Raw genomic sequence first — 21,852 nt, forward strand, 5'->3', positions numbered from 1 at the left:
GGATGCGAGAAGTCGCGCTGTCTATCCTGGCACGGTTCCAATCGAGGAGACTACCAGATGGATAATACCGAAAGTGGCAACCGCGATTCCCAATCGGCATCCGTGAGCCGCCGCAACCTTCTGCTTGGCGGAAGTTCTCTTGCCGTAACCGCTCTGGCGGCTGCCTCCATGGGGAACACTGCCAGCGCTCAAGCACAACAGGCCGCCCAGCCGCAGTCGGGGACGACAGGCAAGAAGCCGAATATCCTCGTCATCTTCGGCGACGATATCGGCATCCTGCAGATCAGCGCCTACACGATGGGGCTGATGGGCTATCGCACGCCCAACATTGATCGTATCGCCAGGGAGGGCGCGATCTTCACGGACTCCTATGGCCAGCAAAGCTGCACGGCCGGACGAGCCTCCTTCATTCTCGGCCAGGAACCGTTCCGCACCGGCCTCCTGACCATCGGCATGCCGGGCGATCCGCACGGGATCCAGGACTGGATGCCGACGATCGCCGACGTCATGAAAACGCAAGGTTACGCCACGGGCCAATTCGGCAAGAACCATCTCGGCGATCAGGACCAGCACCTGCCGACGAAGCATGGCTTCGACGAGTTCTTCGGCAACCTCTATCACCTCAATGCGGAAGAAGAGCCGGAAGGCTACTTCTACCCGAAGGATCCCGCCTTCCGGCGGCAGTTCGGGCCGCGCGGCGTGATCAAGGCCAGCGCGGACGGAAAGATCGAAGATACCGGCGCGCTCAATACCAAGCGCATGGAGACGGTGGACGAGGAGTTTCTAGGCGCCGCGAAGGACTTCATCGGCCGGCAGGCGAAGGCTGACAAGCCTTTTTTCGTCTGGTTCAATTCGACACGCATGCATGTCTTCACCCACCTGAAAGCGGACTCGATGGGCAAAACCGGCAAGGGTATCCATGCCGACGGCATGGTGGAGCATGACGGCCATGTCGGGCAGCTTCTCGACCAGTTGGACGAACTCGGCATCGCCGACAACACCATCGTCCTCTACACCACCGACAACGGCGCCGAGCTTGCGCTATGGCCGGATGGCGCGATGACGCCGTTCCACGGTGAAAAGGGCACGACATGGGAGGGCGGTTTCCGCATTCCGATGATGGTCCGCTGGCCGGGCGTCGTCCAGCCCGGAACCGAGGTCAACGATATCGTCACCCTCATGGACTGGATGCCGACATTCGCAAGCGCTGCGGGCATCGCCAACATCAAGGAAGAGATGAAGGCCGGTTTCACCTCGGGCACCAAGACCTTCAAGGTGCATCTCGACGGCTATGACCTCGCCCCCATGCTGAAGGGTGAAGTGAAGACGGGTCCTCGCGATGCGGTCTACTACTTCGACCAGGGCGGCAATCTCAACGCCATCCGCTGGAACGACTGGAAGCTCAGCTTCGCGATCAACAGCGAGGGCAACATCGCCACGGCGACACGCGAGGTTCCGGCTTGGGCCAACATCGCCAATTTGCGCATGGACCCCTATGAACGCGGGCTGCACGAAGGCGGCGGCGCCATCGAGTTCCTCGCCCGCAACATGTGGCTGCTGGTGCCGGTACAGGCAAAGATCAAGGACTTCTTCTCCGACTTCACCGACTACCCCTACCAGGAAGGCAGCAGCCTGAACGCAAGCAACATTAACTACGGCCTGCTGCGCCAGCAGGCAGCATTGAAGCGGCTCAACGAGCTTGAGCGGCTCGCGCCGCAATAGTTCTCTTGTATCGCCGCGGCAGCGCGCACAATGCTGCCGCGGCGCTCACCGGATGATGGCTTAGGCTGGGAGGCCGCAATGAGGTTCTGTTTGAAGGCGGGGCTCACTCTGGTCACGGTCGTGGCGCTCTTCGCTCCCATGGTTGTCGAAGCTCGTGGGCCTGCAGCCCGCGCCCTGATCGAAAAGCACGTCATCGATCTCCAGGCGATGAAGGAGCGTCGCATCATTCGCATCCTCGTGCCGTTCAGCAAGACGGTCTATTTCATCGACAAGGGGCGCCAGTTCGGCACGGCAGTGGAATTTGGGCGGGAGCTGGAGAAGGTCCTGAACAAGGACCGCAAGAAGCAGATCGACCATATCACCATCGTCTTCGTGCCGATGCCGCGCGACAGGCTGCTGCCGGCGCTGAACGAAGGCCTAGGCGATATCGTCATGGCCAACCTCACCGTGACCGACGATCGCTTGAAGGAGGTCGATTTCACCGACCCGCTCTATAGCGATGCGCAGGAGGTCCTGGTCGCGGCTCCAGGAAGTCCAGCGCTGGAGAGCATCGACGATCTCGCCGGAAAGCATGTCGCCGTCCGGCCATCAAGCAGCTATCACGAGCATTTGCTGGCAAAGAACAAGGGGCTGGCGGCCGCCGGCAAGCCGGAGATCATCATTGATGCCATGGACGAGAGCCTGGAGGACGAAGACCTGATGGAGATGGTCAACGCCGACCTTCTGCCTTTCACCATCGTCGACGGTTACAAGGCCGATATCTGGTCGCATGTCTTCCCCGACATGAAGGTACGCGATGATGTCGTTCTGTCGTCTGAAGGGAAGATTGCCTGGGCCATCCGCAAGAATAGCCCCGAGCTGATGGCGGAATTGAATGCCTTCGTGGCGACGCACAAGGTGGGCACCACCTTCGGCAATATCCTGCGTAACAGCTTCTTCAAGCAGGACAAGATCGTCAAACGAGCCTATTCGCCGTCGGACGTCGAACGCTTCCAGACGCTTGTCGAAATCTTCCGCAAATACGGCGACACCTACACGTTCGACTACCTGATGCTGATGGCCCAGGGCTACCAGGAATCGCAGCTCGACCAGTCCCGGCGCTCACCACGCGGGGCGGTCGGCATCATGCAGATGCTGCCATCAACGGCCAAGGACAAGGTCGTCGGCATCAGTGGCATCGACAAGGACCCGGATCGCAATGTCGAGGCCGGCGCGAAATATCTACGCCACCTGATCAAGACATATATCGATGACGAGGCCCTATCGCCGAAGGACCGACAGCTTTTCGCCTTCGCGGCCTACAATGCCGGTCCGGGCAACCTCCGGAAATTTCGAGAGAAAGCAAAGACGATGGGGCTCGATCCCAATGTCTGGTTCGGCAATGTCGAGAATGGAGCCGCAGCGATCGTCGGGCGCGAGACCGTTCAATACGTCAGCAACATCTACAAATACTACGTCGCCTATTCCCTGCTCGTCGATCGAATGGGCGAGCGAAAGCAGGTAGGACTTCCTCAGGCGGATTAGACGATCGCGGATCACAAGACAGTGGCGGCGCGTTTGGCTTCCACGTTGCCATATGACAGCTTGCGCGATCACAGCTAGCGGCGTGCGGCCCAGCTCAAGCCCCGTCGCAGTATCAGCGGCATGTGGGGATGATCGAATTCGGCAGCGACGTGACCGAGCGCTGAATAGAAGACGCGCCCTGCGCCAAATCGGCGTTTGAAGACGACCGGCATGGTGACATTGCTGGCCGCAGGGTCATGTTCGCCGGTGAAGGTGGTGGTTGCGAGGATTTCGATCGAGGGGTCGTAGTGCAGGTAATATTGCTCGGACCGATAGTCGAAATCCGGAATGCCCTGCATCACCGGGTCCTCCGGGCAGGTAACCGCGACGCGAAAGTCGATGATGTTGCCGGGATGGGCGACCCAGGTCACGCCGCAGACATAGCGGAACGGCGCGCTTTCCTTGAATGAGGTCGCGAGCGAGCCATGATGGCCACCAAGCCCCAGACCGCTGCGTACGGCTTCCACGAGGGCGTCGGCATGGGCCTTTTCGAGGCTTTCGCCCGTGATTACGGGTACGAGAAGATCCGTCTGAGCAAGCTGCGGCGAACCGAATATGCCGAGATCGTTGGTGACTTCGGTCTGGAAGCCGTCTTCGGCTAGAAGGCCGGCAACGATGCGAGCGCATTGCTCCGGCTCATGACCCTTCCAGCCTCCCCAAACGATGATCGCCTTGCGCATGATCTGTCCTTATCCTTGAGGCGCGGAACCGCCGGGTCACGGTGGCCTGGCGGTTCAGCAACATGCACGAACTCAGCTGCGGATCGTGGCTTTTCCTTCTTCGATCAGCCGCGCCGCCGCTTCGGCGGGCGTTGTGCGCTCGAACGCAAGCTCGTCGGCGATCGGGCGCAGGACGCGCTGGTCGAACTCGGTCGATCCCAAAGGTGCGGGTGCCGGGTAGTCGCCCACCTGATCCTTGAGCAGGTTCACGTATTTCACGGTGTCCTGCTCCGTCGGGTTCAGGTTCGGCAATATCGCTTCGCGCACTGCCGGCGATAGTGGCACGCCGCGTTCCACACCGAGGATCTTGCCGGCCTCCGGGTCGTTGACGAAGAAGCTGATGAACTGCGCGGCGGCTTCGCCGTTCTTCGTCGTCGCGCCGACGCTCCAGATGAGAGCCGGGCGATAATAATGGCCTGATGGCCCGCCTTTCTTCTCGCGGGGCAGCATGGTGATGGCGAGCTTGTTCTTCGAGAGGAGTTGGTAGCCGACGAGCTGGTTGGAATAGGCCATGCCCATTGCAGATTTGCCGAGCGCCAGGCAATTGGTGTCGATCGTGTTCTGGTCCAGCGTCTGCACATCGGCGGCGACGGTACCGCCCTTCTTTCGCAGATCCTCCCAGAAGCTGTACCACTCCTTGGCGTCTTCGACGTCAAAGCCAAGCGCTGCGTCCTTGTAGAGGCTCTTGCCGCGCTGTCGCAGCCAGGCGTCGAACACGTAGGTGTAGCGCGCGCCGTAGGGGCCGCCCGCGTAATTGGTCTTGCCGACGGCCTTTGTGAGCTCGACCGCCAGCTTGGCGTATTCATCCCAGGTGAGATCAGGCGTGGGCAAGGGGATCCCTGCTGTCTCGAATGTCGTCTGATCGAAGAAGAGCGCGAAGGAATTGAGGCCAAGACCCACGCCGTAGAGCTTTTCGTCCACGGTCGTCAGTTTCAGTATGTCCTTGCCGAAGGCATCGACCTTCAACGTCGAGGGCACGAATTCATCGAGCGGCAGGCAGGCGCCGCGCTTGGAGTAGTCGGAGATTGTTCCAGGCTCGAGCTGAAACACATCCGCGATCGAGCGGCCGGCCATCTGTGTCGCGAGCTTGGTCCAATAGCCGTCCCCGCTAAGGGATTCGCCGATGATCGACACACCAGGCGTCTTGCCTTGATAAAGCCTGGCGACATCGAGCGTGCGCTTTGCCCGATCGTTCGAGCCCCACCACATGGCGCGCAGTTGTGTGTCCGCCGCAAAGGCCGGCATGCCAGCGCCGAGTGCAAGGCCGCTCGCCACGCCGGCGGAGCCCATCAGAAATGAACGTCGATTGATCTGCATGCTGATTCCTCCGGTTGTCTGCCCGGCGTCCTCCAACGCCTTTTGGGCATGTGGCGGGAAGATTACGCAAAAACTTTCCGTTTGCAATAAAATATCTTTCTGTTGCAAATTTGCGTAATTTGCATAACTCTGCGTTTATGAGCGAGATTAAATCAAAGCGGCCGCGTCAGGCCGATATTGCCGCCGCCGCTGGCGTCTCCGTATCGACCGTGTCGCGTGTGCTGGCGAATGAGCCGGGTATCAGCGAAAGCGTCCGGCAGCACATCCTGCGGGTCGCGGCCGAGCATGGTTACCAGACCAAGAGCTCCTCCGAGCCAATGCCTGGTGGTCTCGCCTTGATTGCCAGCGACGGCGCGACCGGCGGGCTGAGCGTCTTTTACGAAACAATCGTCGAAGGCTTGCGGGCGGGTGCGGCGGACGCAGGAATGTCCTTCGAAGTCCGGCTGGTGCGTGAGGATCGCGCCATGCCTGATGCCATTCGCGACCAGATGAAGGCCGCCAATGCCGAAGGCCTTTTTCTTGTTGGTATCGATCCCAACCCCGCACTGCGACAGTGGATCGAGGCGGAGAAGATTCCGGTCGTTCTCGTCAATGGCACTGATCCGCAGCTTCGCCTCGACGGTGTCTCTCCCGCCAACTTCTTCGGTGCCCTCCAGGCCGGCGAACGGTTGCTTGCGGCGGGACATCGCAAGATCCTGCATTTCACCGGCTCGCATCGCCACACCATCCGCGAACGCGTCAGGGGCTTTGACGCGGCGATCGCCTCGGTGGAGGGAGCCGCGAGCAGGATGGTCCCGATGAGTTTTCAAGGCAGTGCCAGCCGGGAAGCCCACGAATTGATGGCCGCCATCCTGGATGGAAACGCGGGCTTCACTGCCGCCTTCTGCATGAACGACTTCATTGCCGTCGGTGTTCTGGAGGCAGTCACCGAGGCGGGCCTTCGTGTACCTGAGGACTTCGCGATTGTCGGCTTCGACGATCTGCCCTGCGCCTCGATGACCAACCCGCCGCTTTCCACCATGCGCGTTGATCGGGGCGCTCTCGGCCGCGAGGCCATCGGCCTGATGATCGACAGGTTCCATGATCGGTCAGCGCCGGCCCGCCACGTATGCCATGCGGTCGTCCCTGTTGTGGGCGGCACCGTGCCAATGCTGAAAACCGATGAGTGATAGAGATGACCTATGATCCGGCCAGCGCCAATCCGTTAGCAGGCAACCCGCTGGAGACGCGCGAGGACATGAGCCGCGCGCTCCTTGCTCTCTTCGATCCGTTGCTTCCCTATTTTTCAGAGGGCAATGCACGGGTTCGGTTGGATAGTGCCGGCGCCCATTTTGACCGCGCCGCCGCCGACCTGGAAGGGTTTGCTCGTCCGCTTTGGGGCCTGGCTCCGCTTGGAGCGGGAAAGGGCGATTTTGCCCACTGGCAGCGTTTTGCGGAAGGGTTGGCGAACGGCACGGATCCCGACCACCCGGAATATTGGGGCACGGTCAACGGGCGCGACCAGCGAATGGTCGAGCTCGCGGCGCTCGGTTTCGCGCTTGCTCTTGTCCCGGACAAGATCTGGGAGCCTCTGAGCGAGCGGGCGCGGGCAAATGTCATCGCCTATCTCAAGCATGCGCGGCAGTTCGATTATGCGGATAACAACTGGAAGTTCTTCCGAATCTTCGTCGACATCGCCCTTGATCGCGTCGGTGCCGATTTCGACCGCAGCCTGACAAGGCAATATCTCGAGGAGCTCGAGGGCTTCTATATCGGTGACGGCTGGTATCGCGACGGCAACGTGCGCCGCGTCGACCATTACATCCCCTTTGCCATGCATTTCTACGGGCTGATCTATTCCAAGCTTGTCGATGACGACTACGCGAAACGCTACCGCGAGCGCGCCGTTCTGTTTGCAAAAGATTTTCGCAACTGGTTTGCCCCCGATGGCGCGACCATCCCCTTCGGCCGCAGCCTGACCTATCGCTTCGCTTGCGCCGGCTTCTGGTCGGCGCTCGCCTTTGCCGATCTGGAGGCGCTGCCCTGGGGCGAGATCAAGCACCTCTGCCTGCAGCACCTGCGCTGGTGGAAGGACAAGCCGATGACCAATCGCGATGGCATCCTGTCGATCGGCTTCGGCTATCCGAACCTGCTGATGTCGGAAAGCTACAACTCGGCGGGATCGCCCTATTGGGCGTTCAAGGCCTTTCTGCCGCTGGCGATCGCGGATGACCACCCGTTCTGGACTGCGGAGGAGAAGGCTCCGGCTTCGAGCGAAAGCGTCTTGCCGCAGCGCCATCCCGGCATGGTGCTGATGCGGGCAGGTGGCGATGTCGTCGCCCTGTCTTCGGGACAAGAAAACCTGCAGATGCGCTTCGGCACGGAGAAATACGCGAAGTTCGCCTATTCAGCACGCTATGGCTTCAGCGTCGAAGCAGATGAACGGAGTTTCGCCGGCGGTGCATTCGATTCCGCGCTCGCCTTTAGCGACGATGGACTGCACTATCGCGTGCGCGAAACCAATGTCGAGGCGAAGCTCGCCGGCGACGTGCTCTATTCGAGATGGTCGCCATTCAAGGATGTTTCCGTCGAAACTTGGCTGATCCCCGCAGCGCCCTGGCACATCCGCGTTCACAGGATCAATTCTCCACGCCCGATGCAAACGGCCGAAGGCGGCTTTGCGATCGCCAAACGAGACTTCGATCTCGACGTGCTTGAGGCAGGGCCGGGCAGTGCCCACGTCATCGGCGATGCCGACTTCTCCGGCATTGTCGATCTGGGCTCTACGGTGAACCGAACCGGGCTGGCGCAGAAAGCTCTGCCGAATACCAACCTGATCGTCGCCAAGACGCTGATCCCTCAATTGCGAGGCGAAATCCCGGCCGGCGAGACCGTGCTCATCACGGCCGTGCTCGCGCTCGATGATCCGGCTGCGGCTTCCGGCGCATGGACTACGCCTCCCGCGGCACCTGACATCTCGGCGCTTGAGGCCCGCATAGCCAGGGACGGCCTAATCGTCAGCGCCATCGAAGCGCCGGGGCAGATGCCATGAGCCGACCGGGTATCGCGCTTGCCATGCACCCGGCTCGCACGGAGCACGTTCTTCCCGATCGCCTTCTCGACCGGCTGGAAAGTCTGGGTCGCTTGCTTGACCGAGAGCCGCTGCAGACCTTCGCCGACGAGCGCGCCAGGCGCATATTGCCCGAAACGGAAATCCTCATAACCGGATGGGGCTCCCCCTATGTCGGCCGCGATGTGCTTTCACTGGCCGGGGGACTGAAGATCATCGCCCACGCGGCGGGAACGGTGAAGGGGCTGATCGACGAAGAGGTATTTCGCGCGGGCATCGCCATCAGTCATGCGGCCGAGGCGAACGCGGTCCCAGTGGCCGAATTCACGCTTGCCGCCATCCTTTTCGCCGGCAAGCAGGTTTTCCGGTTTCGCGACACTTACGTCGCGGATCGCAACCGCGATCGCACCCATCCCATGCAGCGGCTTGCGATCGGAAACTACGGCCGTACCGTCGGCATCATCGGCGCCTCGCGCATCGGCCGGCGCGTGATCGAACTGCTGAAGCCCTTCAATTTCAAGGTCATCCTTTTTGATCCGACATTGAGCGCATCGGAGTGTGCGGCAATCGGCGCTGAAAAGGCTGATCTTGATACCCTGATGCGCAGCGCCGAAATCGTGTCGCTGCACGCGCCCTCGCTCCCATCGACACATCACATGATCGACGCCCAAAAGCTGGCGCTGATGAAGGACGGTGCGACGCTCATCAATACGGCACGCGGCGCCATCATCGATGAAGCGGCACTTCTCGCCACGCTTTCGAGCGGCCGGATCGATGCGATCATCGATGTGACCGACCCCGAGATTCCTGAACGAACATCCGCGTTCTACGACCTGCCGAACGTGTTTCTGACACCCCATATCGCAGGCGCCGTCGGCCTCGAGCGGACGCGATTGGGTGAAATGGCGGTCGATGAGATAGAGCGATACTTGAGCAGCCAGCCACTGCAATACGGGATTACGCTGGCCGACCTCGATAAAATGGCTTGAGGTCGTATAAGGCCAAAGGCCGGTTCCCAGCGCCTCAAGGCGGCAGCGATACGGAGCTGCGGATGGTGCGACTCTAGCGGACACTCCGCTGAGCGAGAAATCCCAGGAGTGAGCACGGTGTCCATTTCTTGCTCCGCCTCATGGCTTTGCGCGCGTGAGCGGTCGACACATCCGCAGGGGTGGTTCATGAAAACCGGGTAAGGCCGTGAGTTGTGACGCGGATCATAGCTGCACCTGGACGGGTGAAAGGCAGTGGATCGCATAACATCTCCGCTTATCTGGCTGGGATTGAGAGGCGGATCCATGGGGCTGTTTGGAATTCTGCTGGGACTTGGATTGCTGATGTGGTTCGCCTATCGCGGCTGGAGCGTGCTGCTCCTGGCGCCCGCGGCTGCCCTCATCGTTGCCGCGGCTTCAGGCCAGCCGCTGCTTCCGCACTGGACCTCGACGTTCATGGGCGGCACGGCGCGGTTTGTCACGCAGTGGTTCCCAATGTTCCTGCTCGGTGGCATCTTCGGCAAGATGATGGACGATAGCGGCTCCATCACCTCTATCGCCCGTTTCCTGACGGAGCGGCTGGGCGTGAAGCGGACCATGCTTTCCGTGGTGCTGGCCTCCGCCGTCGTCACCTATGGCGGGGTCAGCGTGTTCGTCGCCTTCTTCGTGCTCGTACCCATGGCGCGCGAAATGTTCCGCGCCGCCAATATTCCGGCCAGACTGATGCCGGCGGCGATCGGTCTCGGCGCCTTCACCTTCACCATGTCGGCCATGCCAGGCACGCCCTCGACAAACAACGCGATACCGATGCCCTACTTCGGCACGACGACCTTCGCCGCGCCCGGCCTCGGCATCATCGCCTCGATCATCACCTTCGCCTTCGGGATGTGGTGGCTCGCCCATATCGAGGCTAGGGCGCGCGCCGCCAACGAGGGGTACACGGAGGACGAAACGCCTGTCGTCATCAGCGAAAAGGTCCGCGAACAGGCAACGACCTCAGGCGATTTCGACCCGAGCGAACTCACCCATGGCAAGAAGAGCGATCAAGGCCCATCCTTCCTCTTCGCGGTGCTGCCGCTGATCGTCGTCATCGGTGTCAACTTCCTGATGGCGCTTGTTGTCTTGCCCCGGATCGACTTCTCCAGCGCGGAAGCAGCGCTTGGCATCAATATCACCTCGACGATCGGCGTCTGGGCCGTCCTCATCGCGCTCGCCGCGGCGATCGTCACCGTGATCGGACTGAATTACGGGCGGCTTGGCGCATTGCGCGAAAGTCTCGACGCGGGCGCCAATTCGGCCGTCTTGCCGATCATGACCGTTGCCAGTCTCGTTGGCTTCGGCGCGGTGGTGGCGGCCATGCCGGCTTTCAACGTCGTGCGCGATGCCGTTCTGCAGATGCCCGGTGGCCCTCTCGTATCGCTGGTCGTGGCTATGAACGCGCTGGCCGCGCTAACTGGCACTGCGTCTGGTGGCATGGCGATCGCGCTCAACGCGCTTGGCGCTGAATATATGAAGCTTGCGGCCGAACACGGTATCGATCCCGCACTCATGCATCGCCTGACGACGATCAGCGCCGGTACGCTCGATGCATTGCCGCACAATGGCACGGTGCTTCTGCTGCTGCAGATCAGCAAGCAGACGCATTCGGGAAGCTATCTGGACATGGTGATGACCGTGATTGTCGGCGTCATCATCTCGCTTGTCGCGGTCTTCGTGCTCGGGTCGATGTTCGGCTCTTTCTGAGCAGGCCGGCCGCAGCGCCGGCATGAGTTCGATGGAGTGCCTGAACTACTGGATGTCAATCGTTCCTATTCGACCAACCTTAGGGAGATTCGTGCCATGAAGAAGATGCATCTCTTGATCCTCGCGCCGCTGCTTATGGCGAGTACGCCGGCATTCGCGCATGTAGGCCCTGGTGATCACGGGTCTTTCGTTTCCGGGTTCCTGCATCCCCTTTCGGGGCCGGATCATGTTCTCGCCATGGTCGCGGTCGGTCTGGCGGCGGTCATGCTCGGCAGCCGCGCGCGGCTCGCTATTCCCGCGGCTTTCGTCAGTGTCATGATACTCGGCTTTGTCGCAGCACTCGCGGGTATGCACCTGCCTTTTGTCGAGCCGGTCATTCTTGCCTCGGCCGTTGTCATCGGTCTGTTGGTCGCGATTGCCCGGCCTGCGTCGCCCACGCTGGTTGCGGCCATTGTCGGCGGCTTCGCATTCTTTCACGGGCATGCGCATGGCGCCGAGATGGCGGGTGCGAACGCTTTGTCCTTCGGTGTGGGCTTTGTGCTGGCGACGGCATTGCTGCATGCGGTGGGGATGGGAATGGGCATCGCGGCCGGCCGCCTGACGCAAGGCACGACGGCCCTGCGGATCGCCGGGGGCGCCACGGCGCTTGGCGGCGTCCTGCTGTTGGCGAGCTGAAGGACATGGGCATTTGAAGGCCCGGGGCCGGTGTGTAGTCCGGCCACGGGCGATCGTTTCGGGAGATCGATGTGACGTTCCAACCAACATTGGGCCAACCAACATCGAGCGGTCTGCCGCTTCAGTTGCTGCGGCTGGTCAGCCCAAGCCAGCCGGTTGGCGCGTTCGCCTATTCCCGTGGCCTCGAATGGGCGGTCCACGCCCGGATAGTTCGCGACGAGGCGACAGCCCGCGACTGGATCTTCAGACTGATCGAACACAGCTACGCCGTCTGCGACGCGGCGCTGTTCCTGCGCATGATGCATGCGCTCGAAGTGGGTGACCGCCCAGCCTTCCTGAAAGCCGATGCATGGCTGTCGGCGGCGCGCGAAAGCAAGGAGGTCGAGCTGGAGGACAAGCAGATGGGCGCGTCGATGCTGACCGTTCTTTGCGATCTCGGCGTCTCCGCCGCGAAGACCTTCAGCGGCAGGAAGCTGACTTACCCGGCGGTTTTTGCGCTCGCGGCCACGCATTGGAAGATCGCGCCGGCGGATGCGCTTCGCGGGCTGTTGTGGAGTGCGGTGGAAGGGCAGGTATCGGCCGCCATTCGGCTGGTGCCGTTGGGACATACGGCTGGCCAGCGCCTTCTGATCGCGGCCGCTGACGTCATCGAGCGTGCGGCGCGCACGGCGGAGACGACTGGTGACGACGAGATCGGCAATGCGGCGCCGGCAATGGCGATGGCAAGCGCATGGCATGAAACGCAATACAGCCGGCTGTTTCGTTCCTAGGCGCCGACCAAGCGAGCCAGGCGCGCCCATGCAGTCGAATTGATCCAAGGGGGATGAGTGTCTTGATTTCGTTGTTCCGCGGCCTTCGGTCCATTCTCATACTTGCTGCCGCGGGTGTGCTGTTCGGTGCCTTCCTGATGTTTTGGGAGGCGATCTTGATGCTGGTGGAAACCTTCCGGATGACCCGGCTCAATCCGGATATGTCGGTCATCGTCTCGGTCCTGCGGGCGACAGACAAGATCCTCCTAGGCATCGTCCTGATGGTTGTCGGCTGCGGCATCGCGCTTGGCTTTGCCCTCGATATCCCGCCGGAACAGCGATCGAGACTACCGCAGTGGATGATCATCGATACCGTCGCGGAACTGAAGAACCTCTTCTTTCAGATGATCATTCTCTATCTGGTCGTGCACTTCGCAGCCCAGGTGGGTGAAATGCAGACGCCGCCGCAGTGGGAGGCACTCGTGCTGCCGGTCTCGGCGCTGCTCTTGGCGGGCGCCATGAAGTTGACTGCCAGCTCGCACCATCTTTCGGAAGGTACGCGACACGAGAGAAGCGAGAAGCAGAAACCAGGCGATCAAGCGTGAACGCGCTTTGTGCGACCACGCCCGAGCTTGAACAGCAGATGAAATGTCGAGGTAGCAGAGGGACAGCAAGGGCCGCGAGGCCGGATTTAGGAAGGTTTATCGCCGATGGCTGATGGTTGGCATGCCGAGCTAGATTTGTGGTTTGCGAACTCCCACGGGAAGACGCGCCTGATGCGCCGGCGCCATGTCGGGCCGCTGGCTGTGCAGCGCGCCTTTCATCCTGAGGACGATGGTTCGGCTCATGTCTACATCCTGCATCCGCCAGGCGGCGTGGCAGGCGGCGATGTTCTCAACATAACCTGCGGCCTCGCGCCCGAGGCGCGCTGCGTACTGACGACGCCTGGCGCGACCAAGTTTTACCGCAGCGAAATCGGCACGAGTACGCAGCGCATACGGATCGATGTCGGCGCCGGTGCGGTCTGCGAGAACCTTCCGCAGGAGACGATCCTTTTCGAAGGCGCGGATGCCTCGATAAGCACAAGCGTTACGCTCGGCGAAGACGCGGCCTATGTCGGCTGGGATTTCGTGAGCCTCGGCCGCCCGGCCGCCGGCGAGGGGTTTGCTGCCGGACGGCTCGCCCAGCGCGTTGAAATCTTTCGCGGTGATGAGCTGATCTGGTTCGAGCGAATGGCGTTTTCTCACGCGCCTGATGTTCTGGACGCGCCGGTCTTCTTCGCCGGAAAGCCCATTGTCGGAACGATGGTCTATGCGGGTCCGGCGCTGGAAAACACCGTTCAGCATATCCGTGACGAACTCGGCGAGAGGGCGCGCGGCGTCTTCTCGGCCAGCCAGCTCGAGCGCGTGATCGTCTGCCGCTATCTCGGAAACCGCATGTCCGAGGGCAAGGCACTTTTTCTGCAAGCGTGGAGCATTCTTCGCGAACGCGGCCTGATGAAGAAGGCCGTCGCTCCGCGCATCTGGGCAACGTGAACAGCAAAACAAGGAGGCAAGCTCATGGAACTGCTACCGCGTGAAAGAGACAAGCTCCTGATCTTTACGGCCGGATTGGTCGCGGAACGGCGCAGGGCGAAGGGTCTGAAGCTGAACTATCCTGAGGTCATAGCCTATATCTCGGCAGCCCTTCTGGAGGGTGCCCGCGAGGGGCGGACGGTGGCTGACCTCATGTCCTATGGCGCGACGCTGCTGACCCGCGAGGAGGTCATGGAGGGCGTGCCCGAGATGATCCACGACATCCAGGTGGAAGCAACCTTTCCTGACGGCACCAAGCTCGTGACCGTCCACAACCCGATTCCCTGAGGAGGCCATCATGATCCCCGGCGAATATTTCATCGAGAGTGGCTCGATCGACATCAATGCGGGTAGACAGACACTGAAGGTCGATGTCGCCAACTCTGGCGACAGGCCGATCCAGGTCGGCTCTCACTACCATTTCTACGAAACCAACGAGGCTTTGCTGTTCGACCGCGAGCCCACGCGCGGCTTTCGGCTCAACATCCCGGCCGGCACGGCGGTTCGCTTCGAACCGGGCCAGGAACGAACGGTGGAGCTCGTGGCGCTCGACGGCAAGCGTGAGGTTTACGGGTTCAACGCCAAGGTCATGGGCAAGCTGTAGGAGGCTATGATGGCAACGATCACAAGGCAGACCTATGCCGATCTCTACGGCCCGACCAAGGGCGACAGGCTTCGGTTGGCCGATACCGAGCTCGTCATCGAGATCGAGGAAGACCGCACGGTCTACGGCGAAGAGGTGACCTTCGGCGGCGGCAAGGTGATCCGCGACGGCATGGGGCAGGGGCAGCGCCCCTATGCCGAGGTCGCCGATGTCGTCATCACCAATGTCATCATCATCGACCACTGGGGCATCATTAAAGCCGATGTCGGCATCAAGAACGGACGCATTTCCGGGATCGGAAAATCGGGCAATCCCGATATCCAGCCGGGCGTCAATATCGTCGTCGGCGGCGCGACGGATGTGATCGCTGGAGAAGGCAAGATCCTCACCGCTGGCGGGATCGACACGCATATTCACTTCATCGCCCCGCAGCAGGCGGATGAAGCGCTGGCAAGCGGCACGACCACGCTTGTCGGCGGCGGCGCCGGCCCGACCGTCGGCACACTCGCGACCACGGTGACGGCTGGTCCATGGGCAATCCACCGCATGCTGGAAGCCGCGGAAGCGCTGCCGATCAATGTCGGGTTGCTCGGAAAGGGCAATATCAGCCTGCCCGATCCGCTGCGCGAACAGGTCCGCGCCGGTGTCGTCGGGCTGAAGCTTCACGAGGACTGGGGCACGACGCCGGCGGCGATCGACAATTGCCTGACGGTTGCCGACGAGATGGACGTGCAGGTGGCTCTTCACAGCGATACGCTGAACGAAAGCGGCTTCGTGCGCGACACCTTCGCGGCCATGAAGGGACGTACGATCCACAGCTTCCACACCGAGGGCGCCGGCGGCGGTCATGCGCCCGATATCATCACGGCGGCGGGCGAGGAGAATGTGCTGCCATCATCCACCAACCCGACAAGGCCCTACACAATCAATACCGTTGACGAGCATCTCGACATGTTGATGGTCTGCCATCACCTCAGCCCGCAGATTCCGGAGGACGTGGCCTTCGCGGAATCCCGCATCCGGCGCGAGACGATCGCGGCCGAAGACATTCTCCACGATCTCGGCGTGTTCTCGATGATGTCGTCGGACTCGCAGGCGATGGGCCGTATCGGCGAGACGACGCTGCGGTGCTGGCAGACGGCGCACAAGATGAAGGTGCAGCGTGGTCCGCTGCCCGAGGATAGCGGGCGCAACGACAATTTCCGCGTCAAACGCTATGTCGCCAAATACACGATCAACCCGGCGCTGACGCATGGGTTTGCGGACCAGATCGGCTCCATCCAGGTCGGCAAGCGCGCCGATCTCGTGCTCTGGAAGCCGGCCTTCTTCGGCATCAAGCCGCAACTGGTCCTGATCGGCGGCATGATCGCGATCGCGCCGATGGGCGACCCCAATGCGTCGATCTCGACGCCGCAGCCGGTGCACTACCGTCCGATGTACGGCGTGCTTGGAAGGGCGCTCGGCTCGACCGGCGTTACCTTCGTCTCGCAGGCCGCACTCGACGACGGTATCGGCGAGAAGCTGAAGCTCTCCAAGCAGCTCGCGGCCGTGAAGGGCACGCGGACGGTGCGCAAGAAGGACATGGTGCACAACAACCTGACGCCGAAGCTGGAGGTCGATCCGCAGAACTACAATGTGCGCGTCGATGGCCAGCTGATCACCTGCGAACCGGCGGATGTGTTGCCGATGTCGCAACGATACTTCCTCTTCTAGACGAGGAAAGCTCGGGCGTGAGGTCGCGCCCGGGCCGGACCAACACGCCGCGGGAACGAGGCACGCTGTCGCTTCCGGGCCAAGCCGAAGGAGCAGAGATCAATGAATTTGGATCGTTTCCGTGATCATCCATCCTTGTTCTTCGTGGATTGGTCACTGCGCGGCGTGGGCCAGGTCGTCTTCCAGAACAATCCGCTATCGGGGCTGGTTATCCTCGTGGCACTCGCTTGGAACTCTTGGATCTATGCCGCGATCTGTGTGCTTGGTGTCGTCGCCAGCACCGCGACCGCGCTTGTTCTGAAGGCCGACAGGGCGGTAATGCGGGACGGGCTATATGGCTTCAACGGCGCGCTGGTCGGCCTGGCGCTCGTCGCCTTCACCAGCGAGGATTTTCGCACGGGTGCGATCCCGTCCGTGGCCATGGTCGTCTACCTCGTCTGCGCCGCCGCCTTCACGACCATGGCTTTTGCCAGCATGGGCGCGGTTCTGGCACCCTACAAGACCGCACCCCTGACGATGCCTTTCGTTCTCGTGGGATGGCTGTTTCTCTTCGCGGTGCTGAAGTTCGACGCGATCGATGCGGGGCCGATGGCCAAGCCGGTATCGCCCGAACAGTTTTCCGATACGGTGCCCTATGTCTTTGCGACCTGGTACGAGGGGATAGGGACCTCGATCGGGCAGATATTCTTCCAGGACAACTGGATTTCCGGCTATCTCATCATCGTCGCAATCGCCCTGAATTCCCGTATCAGCGCTGCAATGGGCCTGCTTGGCGCGGTGGTCGGCACGCTGGTCGCGGCCGTCTATGGCGGTCCGGAGGGCGCGGTTCGCGATGGTCTCTTCGGCTACAATTCAGCGCTGACGGCGATGGCGCTGTGTGGCGTCTTCCTCGCCTTCAATTGGCGCAGTCTGATTTACGCGGTCTTCGGCGCCGTCATCTCCAGCTGGCTCTGGGCGTCCGTCGCCATTTTCCTCACGCCCATCGCAATGCCTGTTCTGACCTCCACATTCGTGCTCGTGACCTGGCTGATGCTGTTGGGGCAGGGCGCGTTCAAAGCGCTTGAGCCGGCATCCGCGGAGTAGCCCACGGCGGCTAAGGAAAGCCGGGCCGGATAGAGCCGGCGCAAGCCACCTATTCCGCAGCGACGTTGGTGACGGGATCGGGCTCGACACCGAACAGCCGTTGCTTGAGTGTCTCGCGAACGGTCTGAACGACCAGGTAGAGAACCGGGATCACCACAAGCCCGAGAACAGTGCCGAGAAGCAGGCCGCCAAGAACAGTGGCGCCGATCGCCTGGCGGCTTCCCGCTCCGGCGCCTGTTGCGACCACCAGTGGCACTACGCCCAATATCGACGCGAGCGCGGTCATCAGCACAGGTCTGAAGCGCTGGGACGTCGCTTCGGAGGCCGCGTCGAGCGTGCTCATCCCTTCCTCGCGACGCTCCTTGGCGAATTCGACGATCAGGATCGCATTCTTGGCCGCAAGGCCGATCAGCAACAGCATGCCGATCTGGGCATAGATGTTGAGGTCGATCCCGCCGACCACGAGTGCGCCCAGAGCGCCGACCACCGCGACCGCGACCGACAGCATGACGGCGACAGGTACGCTCCAGCTCTCGTATTGCGCGACGAGGAAGAGATAGGTGAAGACGATGCCGGCGATCAGAATGATCACGGTCTCGTTGCCCGATTGCTGCTCCTGAAGCGCGAGCCCGGTCCATTCGAAACCGAAGCCGTCGGGCATGGTTTCATTGGCGAGGTTGCCCATGATCGTGAGCGCCTGACCTGAGCTGGTGCCGGCCGCGGCTTGGCCGTTGATTGCGGCCGATGAAAACAGGTTGTAGCGGTTGACCGCGCTCGGCCCATAGATCGTCTGGATGGAAATCATGCTCTGCAGCGGAACGAGCGCGCCGGACTGGCTGCGCACCCTGAGCCGCTGGATGTCGTCTATACGCTGGCGATAGGCCGGCTCGTCCTGCAGCCGCACCTGATACACTCTTGAGAAGATGTTGAAGTCGTCGACATAGGCCGATCCGAGATGCGCCTGCAGCGTGCTGAAGATCGCTGCCGGCGAGACGCCGTAGAGGTCGGCCTGCTTTCGGTCGATGTCCAGATAGACCTGTGGCACGTCGGCGGAGAAGGTGCTGAAGACGCCGGCAAGGCCGGGTGTTCGGTTTGCCTGGATGATCAGGTCACGCATGACCTCGGCCAGCGCCTGCTGGCTCTGGCCAGCACGTGCTTGAAGCCGGAAATCGAAGCCGCCTGTCGTGCCGAGGCCGGGGATGGCGGGTGGATTGAAAGGCACGATCGATGCCGTCGAAATGGCCGCCAGTTGCGGGCGCAGCTTGGCGATGAGAGCGAAGGCGCTCTGGTCGGCGGGGCGCTCGCTCCAGGGCTCCAGCGCGGAGATGATCATGCCGCTGTTCGATCCGCCGCCGCCTACCATGCTGACGCCGGCGATGCCGATCGTATTGGCGATCCCGGGCGTCTGCTGCAGAAGCGCGCTGACTTGCGCGATCGTCTGCTGCGTTCTCTCCAGCGATGCGGCGTTGGGAAGCTGCACGTTCATGAACAGGTAGCCCTGGTCCTCGGCCGGCACGAAGCCGGTGGGCAGAACGCGGTAAAAACCGTAGATGCCGCCGATGACGGCGACGAAGAGCACGCCGGCCAGCACGAGACGCCGGGCAAACATCATGAACAGCCCGAGATAGAAGCGGCGGGAGGCCTCCAGCCCGTTGTTCATCCGGCCGAAAATGCCAGTCTTGCGTTCAGGTGCCGGCCTCAGGATGAGCACGCAGAGCGCCGGGCTGAGGGTAAGCGCGTTGATGGTCGAGAACACCACGGTCACGAGGATCGTCACGGCAAATTGGCGGTAGAGCTCACCGGTGATGCCGGCCAGAAACGCCACGGGGACGAAGAGTGCTGCGAGAACCAGTGTGGTCGCGACGATCGGTCCGGTCACCTGCTGCATGGTGGCGAGTGTCGCGGCTCGTATATCCATCGCCTTTTCGCTCATCAGTCGCTGGGCGTTTTCCACGACGATGATGGCGTCATCAACCACGAGGCTGATGGCAAGAATGACGGCAAAGAGCGTGATCGTGTTCGCTGAATAGCCGAGAACATAGAGCACGGCGAAGCCGCCGATCAGGGAGACCGGGATGGTGAGCGTCGGGATGACGGTGGCGCGCCAGTCCTGCAGGAACGCGTAGACGACGGCCACGACGAGCACGAAGGTGATCGCGAGCGTCACGAAGATCTCGCGGATGGTTTCCCGCACGAACGAGGTCGTGTCGAAGACCAGCGTATAGGCGACATCATCTGGAAACTGCTTCGAAAGCCGCTCGACTTCGCCAAGCACGGCGTTCGATACGGCAAGCGCGTTGGCTTCGGATGCCTGATAGACGACCACGGTCGCGCTGGGACGGCCGTTCAGCGTCGAGGCCGTGTCGTAGGACTGGGCGCCGAGCTCCACGCGAGCGACATCGCGCAGCCGGACAACGCCGCCATCGCGATTGCTGCGGACGATGATGTCTCCGAATTCGGCGGCATCCGCGAGCCGTCCGCGCGCCGTCACCGTAAGTTGCAGCTGCTGCCCGGTCATCGCCGGAGGCGAGCCGATCTGCCCGGCTGATGCCTGGGCGTTCTGGGCTCGGATGACGGTCATGAGGTCGGCCGCCGTGACGCCCAGCGCCTCCATGCGATCAGGCATCATCCAGATGCGCATGCTGTAGGTCGGCCCGAACACGGCGGCTTCGCCAACGCCGGGAAGGCGGGAGATGGCGTCGCGGATGTTGATCGTCGCGTAGTTGCTGATGAAGACTTCGTCGCGCGTGCCTTTCGGCGAATAGAGTGCAAGGCCGAGCAGCATGCTCGACGAGCGGCTGCGCACGGTTACGCCCGCTTGCGTGACGGCTGCCGGCAGGCGGGGGGTCGCCAGCGCAAGGCGGTTTTGAACATTGACTTGGGCGATGGCGGGATCAGTCCCGGCTTCGAAGGTGACGGTCAGGCTATAGGTGCCGTTGTCGGTGCTTGAGGAGGACATGTACATCATGCCCTCGACGCCGTTGACCTGCTCTTCGATCGGCGCGCCGACGCTGTCGGTCATCACCTGCGCGTTGGCACCTGGGTAACTGGCGGTGACCTGCACTTCCGGCGGCGTGATCTGCGGGAACTGCGCGACCGGGATCTGTAGGAGTGCCACCGTGCCGGCGATGAGCATGACGACCGCGATTACCATCGCGAAGCGCGGGCGGCCGATGAAGGGAGCGGAAATGTTCATTTCGCCACCGCCGGCTGGGACGCGCTTGTCTCGGCGATGATCTCGACTGCGGATCCCGCGGCGACGTTCTGAAGCCCCTCGATGATGACGTTTTCACCGCCTTTCAGTCCGTCCTCGACGATCCAGCTTCCCTCTCGCTGCTCGGAGACGCTGATCCTGCGCTCCTCGGCCTTCTTGTCAGCTGTGACCAGCATGACGTACTTGCCCTCGCGGTCCTGCTGCACTGCGCCCAGCGGAACCGTGGGCCGTTCCTTCCGCGCGGTCTCGGAGACGACGACGGTCACGAACTGGCCTGGGATCAACAGGAAATCGCTGTTTGGAAAGACCGAGCGGACGGCCAGAGTGCCGGTACCTTCATCCACCTCGTTTCCGAGGAAGGCGATGGGTGCGTTCTGCGGATAGATCTGTCCGTTGGATAACCTGAGACGCGTCTGGTAGCGCTGGGCCAGCTCGTCCTTGCTCACATTGCCGGCTGCTTCGCGCAGATCCAGCAATGAGCGGTCGCTGACTGAAAAGACCACCCTGACAGGATCCATCTGCACGACACGCGCCAATGCGGGTGAGGCGGTGGTGATGAAACTGCCGGGAGAAAATGCGGCGGTTCCGATCCGGCCCTTCAAGGGAGCCACGATGCGGCTGTAGCTGAGATTGAGCTCGGCCTGCTTGACGGCCGCTTCCGCCGATTGCAGGTTGGCTGCGGCTGTGTCCCGCGCGGTTTCGCTCTGTTCGATTGTTGCGCGCGCAACGGTCTGGTTGAGGGACTGGTTGCGCACCATCTGGCGTTCGGCATCAAGGAGTGTCGCCTTGGCGCGGGCGAGGTTGGCATTGGCGTCGGCCAGAGCGATCTCAAGCGCCCGGCTGTCGATCTTGAAGAGTTCCTGGCCCTCCTCGACCACGGCACCTTCCTCGAACAGCCGCTGATCGACGAAGCCATCGATCCGGGAGCGGATGTCGACGGCATTGAGCGCTTCGACGCGCCCGACGAATTCATGCTTCGGCGAAACATCCTCAACTGCAACGGTGATTGTCGCCACTTTCGGCACATCCTGAGCCTGTGCCGTTATTGAATGCGAGGCTGCGATGAACGAGGCGAGAAAGACACCAGAAAATCTGCCAGGAATTCCCATCCGTCACACTCCTGAAAGCGCCAATGGCCATG

General features: G+C 62.0%; 18 protein-coding genes. 14 read left to right on the forward strand and 4 right to left on the reverse strand.

Going from position 1 to position 21,852, the window contains the following annotated elements:
• Positions 1–57 precede the first annotated feature (57 nt).
• Complete coding sequence (locus ACCD05_RS11195; protein WP_112949259.1) at positions 58–1,722, forward strand: arylsulfatase; 1,665 nt, start codon at positions 58–60, stop codon at positions 1,720–1,722.
• A gap of 78 nt (positions 1,723–1,800) precedes the next feature.
• A complete protein-coding gene (locus ACCD05_RS11200) occupies positions 1,801–3,246 on the forward strand; it encodes a lytic transglycosylase F (RefSeq protein WP_112949260.1) in 1,446 nt (481 codons plus the stop codon).
• A 74-nt stretch (positions 3,247–3,320) separates the two neighbouring features.
• Here the strand turns inward: ACCD05_RS11200 and ACCD05_RS11205 are convergent, their stop codons facing one another.
• A complete protein-coding gene (locus tag ACCD05_RS11205) occupies positions 3,321–3,965 on the reverse strand; it encodes a ThuA domain-containing protein (protein WP_112949261.1) in 645 nt (214 codons plus the stop codon).
• 72 nt (positions 3,966–4,037) lie between these two features.
• Positions 4,038–5,321 (reverse strand): ABC transporter substrate-binding protein, encoded by a 1,284-nt coding sequence (locus ACCD05_RS11210; protein WP_112949262.1) that lies wholly within the window; start codon positions 5,319–5,321, stop codon positions 4,038–4,040.
• Positions 5,322–5,458: 137 nt separating this feature from the next.
• Between ACCD05_RS11210 and ACCD05_RS11215 the strand changes: the two genes are divergently transcribed.
• The 12 genes from ACCD05_RS11215 (at position 5,459) to ACCD05_RS11270 (ending at position 17,497) form a co-directional block, all read left to right on the forward strand.
• Positions 5,459–6,490 (forward strand): LacI family DNA-binding transcriptional regulator, encoded by a 1,032-nt coding sequence (locus ACCD05_RS11215; protein WP_112949263.1) that lies wholly within the window; start codon positions 5,459–5,461, stop codon positions 6,488–6,490.
• A 5-nt stretch (positions 6,491–6,495) separates the two neighbouring features.
• Complete coding sequence (locus tag ACCD05_RS11220) at positions 6,496–8,352, forward strand: DUF2264 domain-containing protein (protein WP_112949264.1); 1,857 nt, start codon at positions 6,496–6,498, stop codon at positions 8,350–8,352.
• Entirely contained in the window at positions 8,349–9,359 is a 1,011-nt protein-coding gene (locus ACCD05_RS11225) for a hydroxyacid dehydrogenase (RefSeq protein WP_112949265.1), read from the forward strand. The genes ACCD05_RS11220 and ACCD05_RS11225 overlap by 4 nt, the downstream gene beginning before the upstream one ends.
• A 303-nt stretch (positions 9,360–9,662) precedes the next feature.
• Complete coding sequence (locus tag ACCD05_RS11230) at positions 9,663–11,099, forward strand: GntP family permease (RefSeq protein ID WP_112949266.1); 1,437 nt, start codon at positions 9,663–9,665, stop codon at positions 11,097–11,099.
• 96 nt (positions 11,100–11,195) lie between these two features.
• Complete coding sequence (locus tag ACCD05_RS11235; protein ID WP_112949267.1) at positions 11,196–11,774, forward strand: HupE/UreJ family protein; 579 nt, start codon at positions 11,196–11,198, stop codon at positions 11,772–11,774.
• Positions 11,775–11,845: 71 nt separating this feature from the next.
• Positions 11,846–12,544: an urease accessory protein UreF gene (locus tag ACCD05_RS11240; protein ID WP_413392641.1), complete on the forward strand. Its 699-nt coding sequence runs from the start codon at positions 11,846–11,848 to the stop codon at positions 12,542–12,544.
• A gap of 53 nt (positions 12,545–12,597) precedes the next feature.
• The gene (locus tag ACCD05_RS11245; protein ID WP_413392643.1) at positions 12,598–13,128 is read left to right on the forward strand and encodes a YqhA family protein; all 531 of its coding nucleotides are present in this window, start codon (positions 12,598–12,600) and stop codon (positions 13,126–13,128) included.
• Between the two features lie 171 nt (positions 13,129–13,299).
• A complete protein-coding gene (locus ACCD05_RS11250; RefSeq protein WP_413392645.1) occupies positions 13,300–14,058 on the forward strand; it encodes an urease accessory protein UreD in 759 nt (252 codons plus the stop codon).
• 24 nt (positions 14,059–14,082) lie between these two features.
• The gene (gene ureA, locus ACCD05_RS11255; protein WP_018897749.1) at positions 14,083–14,385 is read left to right on the forward strand and encodes an urease subunit gamma; all 303 of its coding nucleotides are present in this window, start codon (positions 14,083–14,085) and stop codon (positions 14,383–14,385) included.
• Positions 14,386–14,395: 10 nt separating this feature from the next.
• On the forward strand, positions 14,396–14,701 hold the full coding sequence (locus ACCD05_RS11260; RefSeq protein WP_047511344.1) for an urease subunit beta: 306 nt from the start codon (positions 14,396–14,398) through the stop codon (positions 14,699–14,701).
• A gap of 9 nt (positions 14,702–14,710) precedes the next feature.
• Complete coding sequence (gene ureC / locus ACCD05_RS11265) at positions 14,711–16,414, forward strand: urease subunit alpha (RefSeq protein WP_018897751.1); 1,704 nt, start codon at positions 14,711–14,713, stop codon at positions 16,412–16,414.
• 102 nt (positions 16,415–16,516) lie between these two features.
• The gene (locus tag ACCD05_RS11270; protein ID WP_112949270.1) at positions 16,517–17,497 is read left to right on the forward strand and encodes an urea transporter; all 981 of its coding nucleotides are present in this window, start codon (positions 16,517–16,519) and stop codon (positions 17,495–17,497) included.
• Between the two features lie 49 nt (positions 17,498–17,546).
• Here the strand turns inward: ACCD05_RS11270 and ACCD05_RS11275 are convergent, their stop codons facing one another.
• Together ACCD05_RS11275 and ACCD05_RS11280 are read right to left on the reverse strand one after the other, a co-directional pair.
• A complete protein-coding gene (locus ACCD05_RS11275) occupies positions 17,547–20,693 on the reverse strand; it encodes a multidrug efflux RND transporter permease subunit (RefSeq protein WP_112949271.1) in 3,147 nt (1,048 codons plus the stop codon).
• Positions 20,690–21,727, reverse strand: coding sequence for an efflux RND transporter periplasmic adaptor subunit (locus tag ACCD05_RS11280; RefSeq protein ID WP_413392648.1), 1,038 nt, complete (start codon positions 21,725–21,727; stop codon positions 20,690–20,692). Before ACCD05_RS11280 ends, ACCD05_RS11275 begins: the two co-directional genes overlap by 4 nt.
• Positions 21,728–21,852: the final 125 nt, after the last annotated feature.

This window comes from Rhizobium sp. Rhizsp42, from assembly GCF_047304155.1.
Taxonomy (GTDB): domain Bacteria; phylum Pseudomonadota; class Alphaproteobacteria; order Rhizobiales; family Rhizobiaceae; genus Rhizobium.